12 protein-coding genes and 1 tRNA gene are annotated in these 14,115 nt (G+C 68.7%); 5 read left to right on the forward strand and 8 right to left on the reverse strand.

From position 1 onward, the window contains the following. The first annotated feature begins 79 nt into the window (after window positions 1-79). From G6N31_RS19370 to G6N31_RS19380, 3 genes are read left to right on the forward strand one after another with little or no spacing between them, the layout of a single operon-like run. Window positions 80-3,181, forward strand: a complete 3,102-nt coding sequence (locus G6N31_RS19370) for a (Fe-S)-binding protein (RefSeq protein ID WP_098006324.1) — start codon at window positions 80-82, stop codon at window positions 3,179-3,181. Window positions 3,182-3,220: 39 nt separating this feature from the next. After that, entirely contained in the window at window positions 3,221-4,498 is a 1,278-nt protein-coding gene (locus G6N31_RS19375) for a pyridoxal phosphate-dependent aminotransferase (protein ID WP_098006325.1), read from the forward strand. Between the two features lie 4 nt (window positions 4,499-4,502). Further along, complete coding sequence (locus G6N31_RS19380; RefSeq protein WP_234815484.1) at window positions 4,503-5,720, forward strand: YibE/F family protein; 1,218 nt, start codon at window positions 4,503-4,505, stop codon at window positions 5,718-5,720. Between the two features lie 17 nt (window positions 5,721-5,737). Here G6N31_RS19380 and rfbA read toward each other — a convergent pair whose 3' ends face one another. From rfbA to dcd, 8 genes are all read right to left on the reverse strand, one after another. Next, complete coding sequence (gene rfbA, locus G6N31_RS19385) at window positions 5,738-6,601, reverse strand: glucose-1-phosphate thymidylyltransferase RfbA (RefSeq protein WP_098006330.1); 864 nt, start codon at window positions 6,599-6,601, stop codon at window positions 5,738-5,740. After that, window positions 6,601-6,969, reverse strand: coding sequence for a nuclear transport factor 2 family protein (locus G6N31_RS19390; protein ID WP_098006332.1), 369 nt, complete (start codon window positions 6,967-6,969; stop codon window positions 6,601-6,603). The genes rfbA and G6N31_RS19390 overlap by 1 nt, the downstream gene beginning before the upstream one ends. A gap of 21 nt (window positions 6,970-6,990) precedes the next feature. Further along, entirely contained in the window at window positions 6,991-7,737 is a 747-nt protein-coding gene (locus G6N31_RS19395; protein ID WP_098006333.1) for a maleylpyruvate isomerase family mycothiol-dependent enzyme, read from the reverse strand. A 1-nt stretch (window position 7,738) separates the two neighbouring features. After that, window positions 7,739-9,073 (reverse strand): cytochrome P450, encoded by a 1,335-nt coding sequence (locus G6N31_RS19400; protein WP_098006335.1) that lies wholly within the window; start codon window positions 9,071-9,073, stop codon window positions 7,739-7,741. After that, the gene (locus G6N31_RS19405) at window positions 9,073-9,396 is read right to left on the reverse strand and encodes a DUF1330 domain-containing protein (protein WP_098006338.1); all 324 of its coding nucleotides are present in this window, start codon (window positions 9,394-9,396) and stop codon (window positions 9,073-9,075) included. Before G6N31_RS19405 ends, G6N31_RS19400 begins: the two co-directional genes overlap by 1 nt. Next, entirely contained in the window at window positions 9,378-10,715 is a 1,338-nt protein-coding gene (locus G6N31_RS19410) for a UDP-glucose dehydrogenase family protein (protein WP_098006340.1), read from the reverse strand. Before G6N31_RS19410 ends, G6N31_RS19405 begins: the two co-directional genes overlap by 19 nt. Before the next feature lie 76 nt (window positions 10,716-10,791). Then, on the reverse strand, window positions 10,792-12,438 hold the full coding sequence (locus tag G6N31_RS19415; protein ID WP_163722268.1) for a DUF7159 family protein: 1,647 nt from the start codon (window positions 12,436-12,438) through the stop codon (window positions 10,792-10,794). A 208-nt stretch (window positions 12,439-12,646) separates the two neighbouring features. Then, window positions 12,647-13,219: a dCTP deaminase gene (gene dcd / locus G6N31_RS19420; RefSeq protein WP_098000583.1), complete on the reverse strand. Its 573-nt coding sequence runs from the start codon at window positions 13,217-13,219 to the stop codon at window positions 12,647-12,649. A 149-nt stretch (window positions 13,220-13,368) separates the two neighbouring features. Here dcd and G6N31_RS19425 point away from each other — a divergent pair. Continuing rightward, a tRNA-Gly gene (locus G6N31_RS19425) sits at window positions 13,369-13,442 on the forward strand. A 106-nt stretch (window positions 13,443-13,548) separates the two neighbouring features. Then, a complete protein-coding gene (locus G6N31_RS19430) occupies window positions 13,549-13,896 on the forward strand; it encodes a phage holin family protein (protein ID WP_098000581.1) in 348 nt (115 codons plus the stop codon). Window positions 13,897-14,115: the final 219 nt, after the last annotated feature.

Genomic DNA, 14,115 nt, shown 5'->3' on the forward strand with positions numbered 1-14,115 from the left:
GAGCAGGCCAAGAGCAAAAGTTACTCACCAGTAACCACGTCTAAGTTACCGACGGGTAACAAGAAGACCGGAGGCCCGCGTGGATACGCAGATGCTGATCAGGTTGATCGTCGGACTGCTGATGACCGCGGTCGTCGCCGCACTCGCCGCCAAACGCGTGTTGTGGCTGACCAAGCTCATCCGCTCCGGCCAACCGATGAGCGAAGCCAACAACCGCAAAGACAACCTGGGCAAACGCATCACCACCCAGGTCGAAGAAGTCTTCGGACAGACCCGCCTGCTGAAGTGGTCGCTGCCCGGTCTCGCCCACTTCTTCACGATGTGGGGCTTCTTCATCCTGGCCAGCGTCTACCTCGAGGCCTACGGTCTGCTCTTCGACCACGACTTCCACATCCCGCTGATCGGCACCTGGGACGCGCTGGGCTTCCTGCAGGACTTCTTCGCCGTCGCGGTGCTGCTCGGCATCATCACCTTCGCGATCATCCGGTTGCGGCAGGAACCCAAGCAGCACGGCCGTGACTCGCGTTTCTACGGCAGCCACACCGGTGGCGCGTGGCTGATCCTGTTCATGATCTTCAACGTCATCTGGACCTATGCGCTGGTCCGCGGCGCCGCAGCCGTGGTGGGCAACCTGCCCTACGGCAACGGCGCGTTCTTCTCCCAGTTGATGGGCGCGATCATGCGGCCACTCGGCGAATCCGCCAACGAGTGGATCGAGACCATCGCGCTGCTCGGCCACATCGCCGTCATGCTGGTGTTCCTGCTGATCGTGCTGCACTCCAAGCACCTGCACATCGGGCTGGCCCCGATCAACGTCACCTTCAAGCGGATGCCCGACGGCCTGGGCCCGCTGCTGCCGGTGGAGTCCCACGGCGAGATCGTCGACTTCGAGGATCCGGCCGAGGATGCCGTGCTGGGCCGCGGCAAGATCGAGGACTTCACGTGGAAGGGCTACCTCGACTTCACCACCTGCACCGAGTGCGGACGCTGCCAGTCGCAGTGCCCGGCGTGGAACACCGGCAAGCCGCTGTCGCCCAAGCTCGTGATCATGAACCTGCGCGATCACATGTTCGCGAAGGCGCCGTACTTCCTCGACGGCAAGGAGTCGCCGCTGGAGAACACCCCCGAGGGTGGGCTGGGCGAAGAGGTCCGCGGGGAGAAGGAGAGCGAGAAGCACTCCCACGAGCACGTCCCGGAGTCGGGCTTCGAGCGTATCCCGGCGGACTCGCCGCTGCAGGCCACCCGGCCGCTGGTCGGCACCGCCGAGCAGGGCGGCGTCATCGATCCGGACGTGCTGTGGTCCTGCACGACCTGCGGTGCGTGTGTCGAGCAGTGCCCGGTGGACATCGAGCACATCGACCACATCGTCGACATGCGCCGCTACCAGGTGATGATGGAGTCGGAGTTCCCCGGTGAGCTCGGCGTGCTGTTCAAGAACCTGGAGACCAAGGGCAACCCGTGGGGCCAGAACGCCAAAGACCGGACGAACTGGATCGACGAGGTCGATTTCGACGTGCCGGTCTACGGCAAGGACGTCGAGTCGTTCGACGGCTACGAGTACCTGTTCTGGGTCGGCTGCGCCGGCGCCTACGAAGACCGCGCCAAGAAGACCACCAAGGCGGTGGCCGAACTGTTGGCTGCTGCCGGGGTGAAGTACCTGGTGCTGGGCGAAGGCGAGACCTGTAACGGCGACTCGGCCCGCCGCTCGGGCAACGAGTTCCTCTTCCAGCAGCTGGCCGCCCAGAACGTGGAGACGCTCAACGAGTTGTTCGAGGGCACCGAGCGGGTGGACCGCAAGGTCGTCGTCACCTGCCCGCACTGCTTCAACACGCTGGGCCGGGAGTACCCGCAGGTCGGCGGCAACTACACCGTGCTGCACCACACCCAGCTGCTCAACCGGCTGGTGCGGGACAAGAAGCTGATCCCGGTCAAGCCGGCCGATGGCGGGATGGACATCACCTACCACGACCCGTGCTACCTCGGCCGGCACAACAAGGAGTACTCGGCCCCTCGTGAGCTGATCGGCGCCTCCGGCGCCAAGCTCACCGAGATGCCGCGCCACGCCGACCGAGGCCTGTGCTGCGGCGCCGGCGGTGCGCGGATGTGGATGGAAGAGCACATCGGCAAGCGCGTCAACACCGAGCGCACCGAAGAAGCGATGGATACCGCGAACACCATCGCCACCGGCTGTCCATTCTGCCGGGTGATGATCACCGATGGCGTCGACGAGGTCTCCGCCGCGCGCGAGGTGGAGAAGGCCGAGGTGCTCGACGTGGCTCAGCTGCTGCTGGGCTCGCTGGACAAGAGCAACGTCACCCTGCCCGAAAAAGGCACGGCGGCAAAGGAATCCGAGGAGCGCGCAGCTCGGCTGGCCGCGGCAGCGCCGGCGAAGACCGAGGTGCCCGAAGCCGAGGAGGAGGCGGCGCCGGAACCGGCCGAGGCCAAGGCCGACACGGCCACCGAGCCCAAGCCCACGGTGGCCGCGCCCGCCAAGGGCCTCGGGATCGCCGGCGGCGCCAAGCGACCCGGCGCCAAGAAGGCCGCCCCGGCCGCCGAGAGCACCACCGCCGCGGAGCCTGCCAAAGCCGAACCCGAGGTCAAGGGACTCGGCATCGCCGGCGGTGCGAAGCGCCCCGGCGCCAAGAAGCAGGCCGCCCCGGCGGCGGAGGCGCCGAAGGCCGAGGCAGCACCTGCGGCCGAGGCCAAGCCGGAGCCTGAGGTCAAGGGCCTCGGCATCGCCGGCGGCGCCAAGCGACCCGGCGCCAAGAAGAAGGCCGCGGCCGCCCCGCCCAACGAGGGTGCAAGCACCGTGGTGCAGCCGCCCAACGTGGACCCGGACCAGGCCGAGGCCGGCACGGAAGCCGCTGACACCGCCGACTCCGACCGCGGCCTGGCGGCCACGCCGGAACCGGAGGTCAAGGGCCTCGGCATCGCCCCCGGGGCCCGTCGGCCGGGCGCCAAGAAGGCTCCCGCCGCGGCACCCAAGCCCGCTCCCGAGCCGGCGGCTCCGGCAGCGTCGGCACCCGAGGCTCCGGCCGGGTCGGCACCCGCGGACGCATCGGCCGAGCCCGAGTCGTCGCCGAACGGCTCACAGGGTGACGACGGCCGCGTCGTCGGCGACGAACCGCCGGTCAAGGGCCTGGGGATCGCCAAGGGCGCCCGCCGCCCGGGCCGGCGCTGAGCAGCCTCGCGGCATATTTGACTGGACGGCGGTGCGATCATGGGTGACGTGAGTACCCATCAGGCGCCGTGGCACACGGCAAGTGGCCAGCACGCGCGCCCGCGCGAGTTCGCGCAGTCGTCCAAGTTGCAGGACGTGCTGTACGAGATCCGTGGTCCCGTACACGAACACGCCTCACGGCTGGAGGCCGAAGGCCACCGGATCCTCAAACTCAACATCGGCAACCCGGCGCCGTTCGGCTTCGAGGCACCCGATGTGATCATGCGCGACATCATCGCGGCCCTGCCGTATGCGCAGGGGTACTCCGACTCCAAGGGCATCGTCAGTGCGCGCCGCGCGGTGTTCACCCGCTACGAATTGGTGGACGGGTTCCCGCGTTTCGACATCGACGACGTCTACCTGGGCAACGGTGCCTCCGAGCTGATCCAGATGACGCTGCAGGCGCTGCTCGACAACGGCGACCAGGTCCTCATCCCGGCGCCCGACTATCCGTTGTGGACGGCGTGCACGTCGCTGGCCGGTGGCACCCCGGTGCACTATCTGTGCGACGAGACCCAGGGCTGGAACCCCGATGTGGCCGACATCGAATCGAAGATCACCGAACGCACCAAGGCGATCGTGGTGATCAACCCGAACAACCCGACGGGCGCGGTGTACAGCCGGGAAACGCTGGAACGGATCGCCGATCTCGCGCGCGAGCACCAACTGCTGCTGCTCGCCGATGAGATCTACGACAAGATCCTCTACGACGACGCCAAACACATCTCCATGGCCTCGGTCGCCCCGGACGTGCTGACGCTGACGTTCAACGGGCTGTCGAAGGCCTACCGGGTGGCGGGCTACCGCTCCGGCTGGCTCGTGATCACCGGACCCAAGGAACACGCGACCAGCTTCATCGAGGGCATCAGCCTGCTGGCCAACATGCGGCTGTGCCCGAATGTGCCGGCGCAGCACGCCATTCAGGTGGCCCTCGGCGGACACCAGAGCATCGAGGATCTGGTGCTGCCCGGGGGCCGACTGCTCGAGCAGCGCGATGTCGCGTGGGAGAAGCTCAACGAGATCCCCGGCGTCTCGTGCGTCAAACCGCAGGGCGCGCTGTACGCGTTCCCGCGGCTGGATCCCGAGGTCTACGACATCGTCGACGACGAGCAACTGGTGCTCGACCTGCTGCTGCAGGAGAAGATCCTGGTCGTCCAGGGCACCGGATTCAATTGGCCCACACCAGATCACCTGCGCATCGTGACGCTGCCGTGGGCGCGGGACCTCTCGGCTGCGATCGAACGGCTGGGCAACTTCCTGGTCAGCTATCGGCAGTGAGGCAGTGGCACACAGTCATTCCCACTCGCTGAGCGGACCGTCCCCGCTGGGACCGCTGGCCGCCCGGGTCGTGGTCGGATTGCTGGTGGCGTGCGGTGTCGCGGTGATCGCCGGGGCCGCGCTGCTGTGGCCCAGCGGCGCACAGGCCGAAATCCCGCTGCCGTTCCAGAACGCGGCCGGGGGCGCGGTCACCACCGAGTCCGGGCGGGTGCTGTCCACCACCACCGCCACGTGCGGCAGCCCGTCGATCGGGGCCGTGTTGACCGCCGATCCCCTGCCCGCCCGCGAGGGCACCACCGATTGCGTGCAGACGCTCGTCGCCATCGAATCCGGCCCGAACCAGGGGGCCAGGACGCTGTTGGAGTTCAGCGGCGGCGGCGGGCAGCCGCGACTGGTCGCCGGCGACGACGTGCGGATCAGCAGAGCGGTCGACGGCGCTGGGGCGACCACCTATTCGTTCTACGACTACCAGCGCGGTTGGCCGCTGGCGGTGCTGGCATTGGCGTTCGCGGTGATCGTGGTGGCGGTGGCGCGGTGGCGAGGGCTGCGGGCACTGATCGGCATCGTGATCGCGTTCGCGGTGTTGGTGGTGTTCCTGCTGCCGGCGCTGCGCGACGGCGCGCCCGCGATCCCGGTGGCGCTGGTGGCGTCCGCGGCCATCCTCTACGCGGTGCTCTACCTGGCCCACGGCGTGAGTCTGCGCACCAGCGCCGCGCTGCTCGGCACGCTGACGTCGCTGCTGCTGGCCGCCGGACTGTCCTGGGCGGCGATCGAATTCGCGCACCTGACGGGGCTGTCGGAGGACCAGAACAATCAGGTCGCCGCGTACCTGGGCGACGTGTCGATCACCGGGCTGCTGCTGGCCGGGTTCATCATCGGCTCGCTCGGTGTGCTCAACGACGTCACCGTCACCCAGGCCTCGACCGTGTTCGAACTGGCCGGCCTGGAGCGGTCCGATCGGCGCGCCGTGTTCACCGGCGCGATGCGGGTGGGCCGCGACCACATCGCCAGCACCGTCTACACGCTGGTGCTGGCCTATGCCGGCAGCGCGCTGCCGCTGCTTTTGTTGTTCAGCGTCGCCAACCGGTCGCTGGGCGACGTGCTCACCAGCGAGAGCGTGGCCATCGAGATCGCCCGCTCGGCGGTCGGCGGGATCGCGCTGGCCCTGTCGGTGCCGTTGACCACCGGCATCGCGGCAGTGCTCGCGACGCCGAGGCGCTGAGCGAGCTCGGGGCTGGTCTAACGCTGCAGTAGCTCCAGCAGGTAGGCGCCGTATCCGGACTTGGTCAGGCTGCGGGCCCGCGCGGCCAGTTGGTCGTCGTCGATGAAGCCCACCCGCCACGCGGCCTCTTCGGGCACGCTGATCTTGAGGCCCTGCCGGCGTTCGATGGTGCGGACGAAATCACTGGCGTCCAGCAGGGAGTCGAACGTGCCGGTGTCCAGCCAGGCGGTGCCCCGGGCGAGCACTTCGACGCCGAGCCGGCCCTGGTCGAGGTAGGTCTGGTTGATCTCGGTGATCTCGTACTCACCGCGGGCGGATTTGCGCAGCGACCGGGCGATCTCGACGACGTCGTTGTCGTAGAAGTACAGTCCCGGCACCGCATAGTGGGACTTCGGGGCAACCGGTTTCTCCTCCATGGACAGCGCGGTGCCGTCGGCGGAGAACTCGACCACGCCGTAGGCGCTCGGGTCGGCGACCCAGTAGGCGAAAATGGCTCCACCGCTGACGTTTTGGAAGCGTGCCAGGCTGGTGCCCAGCCCGGGTCCGTAGAACACGTTGTCGCCCAGCACCAATGCCACGGTGTCGGTCCCGATGTGGTCGGCACCGATGACGAATGCCTGGGCCAGACCTTCCGGCTCGGGTTGCACGGCATAGCTCAGGTTGATGCCGAAAGCCGAGCCGTCGCCGAGCAATCGGTGGAACGCCGCGGCATCGTGGGCGGTGGTGATCACCAGGATGTCGCGAATGCCCGCCATGATCAGCGTGGACAGCGGGTAGTAGATCAGCGGCTTGTCGTAGACCGGTAGCAGCTGTTTACTCGCGCCCATCGTGATCGGGTACAGCCGGGTGCCCGAGCCTCCCGCCAGGATGATTCCGCGCATCAGCCGGTCAGGTCCTCCTCGGTCAGCCCGGTCGCGGCCATCGCGGCGGCGAGGTCGTCGTGCCGGAACACCGACGTGACGTGGTCGTGGACCACCCGGAACGCCGACGCCGCCGACCCGCTCTCCCCGGTCACCGAGATGATCTGCTGCTCGACGACGACGACGCCGTCTCGGATGTACATGCGGCCCGGCTCGATCCGGCCGTCCACCGACCGGGTCCAGTCCCGCAGCGCGGCGTGCCCCTGACCGGCGCCGTCGGCGTCACCGATTTCGATGTCGGGGCTGGACAATTCGAGCAAGGTGTCGGTGTCGCCGGCGTTGAGTGCGTCGTGCCACGCGAGAACGGTGGCCATCTCGGAGGTGGTCATCTCGTCGAAGTTACTTCACTTTCAGAACGGGGTGCGTTCGAGCCAGCTGTCCCAGACCGCCTGGTCGCCGAAAACCTCCAGGCCGGCGTCGGCGGCGGACCTGCGGCGCAGCGCGGCCAGCAACAGGCCTTCGGCGGGACCGCGCAGCGCGACGGTGCTCTTGCCGTGGTTGTGCGACCACCACAGGCCGTCGTCGTCGTGGACGATGGTCCACTCCCCCGTCGGCCCGAGCGATTCGTCGGTGGCGTGCAGGTGGATCGACAGCCCCGGATCCAGCGCCGGTGGGTGGCGTTTGTCCACGCAGGCCAGCTCGATCCACTCCGAGAGACCGTCGGCGGCCAGGTCGGCGGTGATGCCGACGTCGGCGCCCAGCGCCAGGGCCGCGTCGGCGCGGTGCACGACGGTCTCGTGCAGCCGGCGTCGCAGCCACCACCCCGGCCGCCGGAGACCGACGAACGTCCACACCCGCGCCTCGCTGCTGGCCCGGTCGACGGCGTCGATGATCAGTTCGGCGCCCTGCTGCAGCCAGGCGATGGCGCTGTCGATGTCATCGGGCGGCCGGCCGTCTCGCACCTCGCGCGGGTCCAACGGTTCGTTAAGTCGTTGCGCGATGATCTGTGCGGCCCAACGGTTCCCGCGCCCGACATGCCGGAACAGCTGCTTGAGGTCCCATTCGCCGCAAGTCGGGACGGGCGTCGCCGGGTCTCCCGATCGGATCAGGTCACCGAAAGCTCGAGTCTGCTCGAGCAGGGCTGCTCGGAAGTCCACGTCACGAACCTAGCGCGGCCCGCGCCGTCCCAAGGCTGATCGGCAATGTTGCCCAGCCCCGCAGCACCCGGGTGTCGCGCCGGCTGCCGGACCCCGCCAGCCGTGCGTCGGGGAAGCGTTCGAAGAACGTCCGCAGGCCCACTTCGCCCTCGGCGCGGGCCAGTGCCGCGCCCAGGCAGAAGTGCCGGCCGCCGGAGAACGACAGGTGCCGGCCGGCGTTGTCGCGTTCCAGGTCCAGCCGGTTCGGATCGGTGAACACCGCGGGGTCGCGGTTGGCCCCGGCCAGGTAGATGATGACCAGCTCGCCGCGGCGGATCGCCGTGCCTGCGACCTCGACGTCGCGGCGCGCGATGCGTGCGCTCATCTGCACCGGGGAGTCCAGCCGCAGAATCTCCTCGACCGCGGTCGGCCACAGCTGTGGCTGCTCGGCCAGGGTCTCGAGGTGCTCGGGATGCTCGAGCAACAGCCGGATGCCGTTGCCGAGCAGGTTGACCGTGGTTTCGAACCCGGCGGCGAGCACCAGCCCGGCGGTGGCCTGCAGTTCACGCTCGGACAGCCGCGCCGACTCCTCGGAGTCCTGGCTGGCCCGGATGAGCTGGCTCATCAGATCATCACCCGGGTGTCGGCGCAGGTGGTCGAGATGGCCGGTGAGCCACTCGTTGAACCCGACGAGGCCCTGATGCACCTGCTGGTATTGCGGCCAGGACAGGCCGATGTCCAGGCTCGGGGCGCCGAGTTCACCGAACTGCAGGATCTGCTGGCGGTCCTGCTCGGGGACGCCGAGGATGTCGCTGATCACCGCGACGGGCAGCTGCGAGCAGTATTCGGCGACGATGTCGACGTTCCCGGTCTGACGTTGCAGGTCGTCGAGCAGACGGTCGGCGGTGTCCTGGACGCGGTCGCGCAGCGCGGTGACCGCGCGGGTGGTGAACACCGAGGACACCAACTTGCGACACCGGGTGTGATCAGGTGGTTCGATGCTCAGCAGCGACGGCGGTTCGATGGGGTGCAGCAGGCCCGGATGGGTTTTGCGGTTGACCCAGCGCAGCGGTGCGGGCAGCCCGGAGCCCAGCGCGGAGACGCGGAAGTCGTCGGAACGCAGCAGGTCACTGGCCACCTGGTGGTCGGCGGTCATCAGCACTGCGCGGCAGCGGACGACCGGGCCGCGGGCCCGTAGTTCCTCACCGAACGCGGCCGGGTCGTCGCGCACGGTGGGGTCGGCGATCAACCGCGCCTGCGGATCGCCGTCGCGGCGCGCACCGAGCCGTGACATCCCGCGGATCACGCCGTGCAGCGCCAGCCAGCGCACCCGGTGCCGTAACCGATCGCCTGCCATCACTCGAGCTTAAGCAGGGGGCGCAAGTCGTCCAACCGGTCGAACAGGTGCCAGATGTAGGACGACGAGCCGTTCTCCCGGTGGGCGTGCAGGTCGGCCAGGTCAGGGTCGTCGCGGTAGCTGGTGAACGCCTCCGGCGAATCCCATTCGACGAGGATCAGCACGGTGCGTGGTGACACGTCGCCGGTGACGGATTCGCGGAAGCGGCCGAGCGCCACCACCCGACCGCCGTGCTTGGCGACCTCGGCCGGGGAGCGTTTCGCGTAGGCCAGGTACTCCTCGCGGTCGGCGATGTCGAACAGGTTCAGCGCATAGACGGGCACGACCCGACGTTACGGCCCAGCGCGTAGGCCCGCCAGCCTGCCTGTTGCCAGCGCCGCAGATCGAGGCAATTGCGGCCGTCGACAACGACTTTCGCGCGCACCACCGGGCTCAGCGCGGCCGGGTCCAGGCCGACGAACTCCGGCCATTCGGTGAGCACCAGCACGGCGTCGGCGCGTTCGCAGGCCTCCAGCGCCGACGTCGCATAGCTCAGGGTCGGGAACAACCGCCGGGAATTCTCCATCGCCTTGGGGTCGTAGACGGTGACGGTGGCACCGTGCAGTTGCAGCAGGCCGGCGACGTTGAGTGCCGGCGAGTCGCGCACGTCGTCGGAGTCGGGTTTGAAGGCCGCGCCCAGCACCGCGACGGTGGCCCCGAGTAGGGATCCGCCGCACGCCGCGGTGGCCAGCTCGACCATCCGGCTGCGCCGGCGCATGTTGATGCTGTCGACCTCCCGCAGGAACGTCAGCGCCTCGTTGGCGCCGAGTTCGCCGGCGCGCGCCATGAACGCGCGGATGTCTTTCGGCAGGCAGCCGCCGCCGAAACCGAGACCGGCGTTGAGGAACCGGCGCCCGATGCGCGCGTCGTAGCCGAGCGCGTCGGCCAACAGGGTGACGTCGGCGTCGGCGGCTTCGCAGACCTCGGCGATGGCGTTGATGAACGAGATCTTGGTGGCCAGGAACGCGTTGGCCGACACCTTGACCAGTTCGGCGGTCTGCCAGTCGGTGACAAGGAACGGGACGCCGGCGCCGAGCAGAGGGGCGTAGAGCGCGCGGATCGCGGCCTCGGCCAGCGTCGAGTCGGGCGCGACGCCGACGACGATGCGGTCCGGGTGCAGCGTGTCGTGCACGGCGAAGCCTTCGCGCAGGAACTCCGGGTTCCAGGCGACTTCGACGTCGACCTCGGTCAGCGCGCGGGCGCGTCGCGCCAGTTCGGCGGCCGTGCCGACCGGGACGGTCGACTTGCCGACGATCACCGCCGGACGCGACAGCAGCGGCGCCAGGGTGTCCACCACGGCGTGCACGTGGCGCAGATCGGCGCCGTACTCGCCCTTCTTCTGCGGCGTCCCGACGCCCAGGAAATGCACCTCGGCGAAGTCCGCGGCCTCGGCGTAGTCGGTGGTGAAGCGCAACCGTCCGGCATCGATGTTGCGCCGCAACACCTCTGGCAGACCCGGTTCGTAGAACGGCACTTCCCCGTCGGCCAACTTGGCGATCTTGGCGGGGTCGATGTCCACGCCCAGGACGTGGTGACCCAGCTCGGCCATGCCGGCGGCGTGGGTGGCGCCGAGATAACCGGTGCCGAAGACGGTGCATCGCATACCGCTTCTCTAAGCGGCACCGGTGTCTGCTTTGCTACCCGACACCGAGCGTCAGGCCAACGGCAGGTGACGGTTGTTACCCGCGCCCGCCGCCCGGCGCGCAGAAGATCAGGAAACATCCGTCGCCGTTGATGTCGCCGGGCACCCGGCTCCCGGAGTCACCCCGGGACGATCCGCGACCGGAATCTCCGCCTCCCCGGCTGTTGCCGGCCGAACTCGAGCCGCTGCCCGGCCATTTCGGTGTCTGGGGCGCCTTCGGAACCGTCGGTACCACGGTGGGTTGGGCGGTCTGGGTCGGCAGGCTCGGCAGTGTCGGCACCGTGGGCCTGGTCGGTGTCGTGGGCCTGGCGGGCGAGTCGTCATCGTCGTCATCCCACGGCGGCCGCCAGGGCTCCTGCGGTGTGGTGGGTTCGACGGTGCGGGTGGCCTGGGGTGGAACCCAGCGGGGCCACTGCCGGGGCGGGGCGACGATCACCGGTGGGGGCACCACGACGGGCGGGGCCACCACGGGTACGGGCGCGGGGGGCGGCGCCACCGGGGCCGGCGGCGGCGCGGCCGGAACGGGCGCCGGCGCGTTCTCGACGAATACGGTGCGCGGGGCCTGCTGCGGAGCGGGCGCCGGCTGGGGCGCGTCGGCCACCACCGGCACCGGTGGCTTGATCGTCTCGGGCGGCGGCGCCGGAACCGCCGCCGGGGCCGGTGGCGGGGCCTCCTGTGCGGGCGCCGGTTGGGCGATCTGGCTGTTGGGCACGATAGCGCTCTCGGCGGGGCTGGGCCGCTCGTCGGCGGTCGGCCGGATACTGACCGCCAGCGAGATCACCAGCGCGACGACGCCGATCACGAAGATCGACGACAACGCGCTGCCGACAAGAAGGAATGGCGTGCGTTCCTGCTCCGCCGGACGGGCCTCGGTCGGAGCGAACTCGTCGACCACCGGCGCGACCCCGGGGGCCAACTGCGTTTCGGCGCCGGCCAGGCCGGGGTAGGGCGAACCGGCGGTAGGTCCCTCGTCGGGATCCTGCGAATAGGCCAACCCCACGGTGCTGGCCTCGAACGCAGGCGCGGCCGCCGAGGCCAGCGCGGCGCCGCGAGCCAGCGCGAGTTCGGCATCGTCGGGAGCGTTCACCGGCATCTCGACGAGATGTTCGAGGTGCGCTTTGACCGAGCTGACGTCGACACCCGAACCGACCACGAACAACCCCTGCGGCGGGGCGCTCTGCGCGGTGACAGCCTCGGCCATCTCGGTCAGCACCGCCATCGCGTCAGCGCTGTGCAGGGTGCGGCTGAGCACCTTGACCACCGAGCCGTCCTCGGTCTGCACCACCGACAGCGTCGCGGTGTCGCGGTTGATGAACAGCAGCGCGGTGGTGTCGTAGCCGACGGCGCGGCCGGCCGCCTGCGCGAGCGAGGCCGCGGCGTGGCCCTCGGAGACCAGCATGACGTCGTCGATACCGTGGGCGGCCAGCTTGTCGCGCAGGTCGGCGGCCTCGGCGTGATCACTCCAGGCGACGCCGATGGAATGCAAATGGTGACCGCCCGACTCGGCGCTCTCCCGGGTCCCGAGAACGGCAGCGACGACTTGGTCGGCGACGTTTGCCGGAGCCTCGGTGGACGTGACGTCGAAAGCGTCGTGGTCGACGGTGACGCCGTCGGCGGACTTCCCTTCCACCAGCACCATGCGGACCGTCGTAGGTGTCATCGACACACCCAGTACGATGTCCACTCCACCCCTCCAAACGATTTGCTGCACTGTTACGTTGTGCGCGCCGGGAAGCCGCCTGGCGAGCCGACACCTCGATACTTCATCGGCGTCGTCAGCGGCGGCGTTACAGCCACACCGTTAGCTGACGCGCTGAAGGCGTTTCCTACCGTACTCGCGTGACAGGTGTTTCGTCAGTGACGTTTCCCCGGTTCTACCGAGCGACGTTTCCTCAGTTCGACCGGATGAAATTCTGGTAGGACCGCGACGGCGTGGGGCCGCGCTGGCCCTGGTATTTCGACCCCGCGCTGGCGCTGCCGTAGGGGTTCTCGGCGGGACTGGTCAGCCGCAGCAGACACAGCTGGCCGATCTTCATCCCCGGCCACAGGGTGATGGGCAGGTTGGCTACATTGGACAACTCCAGCGTGATGTGCCCCGAGAAACCGGGGTCGATGAACCCCGCCGTCGAGTGCGTGAGCAGCCCGAGGCGCCCGAGCGAGGACTTGCCCTCCAGCCGGCCGGCGAGATCATCGGGCAACGTGCACCGTTCCAGCGTGGCGCCGAGCACGAACTCGCCCGGATGCAGCACGAACGGCTCCCCCTCCTTGGGCTCCACCAGGCTGGTCAGATCGTCCTGGCGCTGGGCCGGGTCGATATGGGTGTAGCGGGTGTTGTTGAACACCCGAAACAGGTTGTCGAGGCGGACGTCGACCGAGGACGGCTGGATCAGACTGTCGTCGAACGGGTCGAGGCCGAGCCTTCCGGCGTCGAGCTCGGCCCGGATGTCGCGGTCGGAAAGCAGCACGGGTCGAGGGTAGCGGTCAGCGGGTGCGGCCGAGTGTTGACGTATGTACCGCCTGGCCGCCACAGGCGGGACCACAACTCGACACTCGACGGTCACGCCCCGGATGACCTGCGCCGTCCGGTTCAGTGTTAGCCTTCCGGTTCGAGCATGCCGGTGTAGTTCAATGGCAGAACATCAGCTTCCCAAGCTGAATACGCGGGTTCGATTCCCGTCACCGGCTCCAGTTTGATCAGCGGCGCGCCGGCCACAACTGCCGCGCGTCCGTAGCCGCTCCCGCACTGATTGATCCGGTTAGGATGCATGCCTAACCAAATCGACGGGGGGATCTGATGATGGCAGAGAAGAATTCGCGGCTGGGCATAGGCGGCGCGGCGGCCGGGGTGGTTCTGTTCTTTCTTCCCAGTGCTGGCATCGCATTATTTGTGTCGGCGATCGGCGCAGTCGCCTGGGGTTGGCCCTTCTTTACCGCTCTTCTCTGGATATTCGGCATCGTTTACGGCGCCCTACTTGTGTTGACGTTCTTCAGGAAAGACAAGACGGACTACAGCAAGATCAAGTCGTACGCGCCGGGCTACATCCCCAACCTGCACCAGCCTGGCACGCAGGAGTATTACCTCAACGAAATCATGAACCAGCAGGCGGTCGAGAACGACCGCAAGCGGCGGCAGGTCGACTGACCGACTCCGGGACCGCGCTGACTCCTCGGCGACCTCACCACGCTCGACCCATCGGCACCGCTGACCCGTGTGACGAACATCACCCTGATCTCTGACTGCCAGCCTCGGCCCGGGCCGACCGCTGCGCGAATGCTGCCGGATTGCGCTATTCCGCAGTACCGATCGACGAAGTCCCCCGCCGATTATTCCGAGCGACGCGCGCCACTAATTAGGTTAGCC

This window comes from Mycolicibacterium duvalii, assembly GCF_010726645.1.
GTDB lineage: Bacteria > Actinomycetota > Actinomycetes > Mycobacteriales > Mycobacteriaceae > Mycobacterium > Mycobacterium duvalii.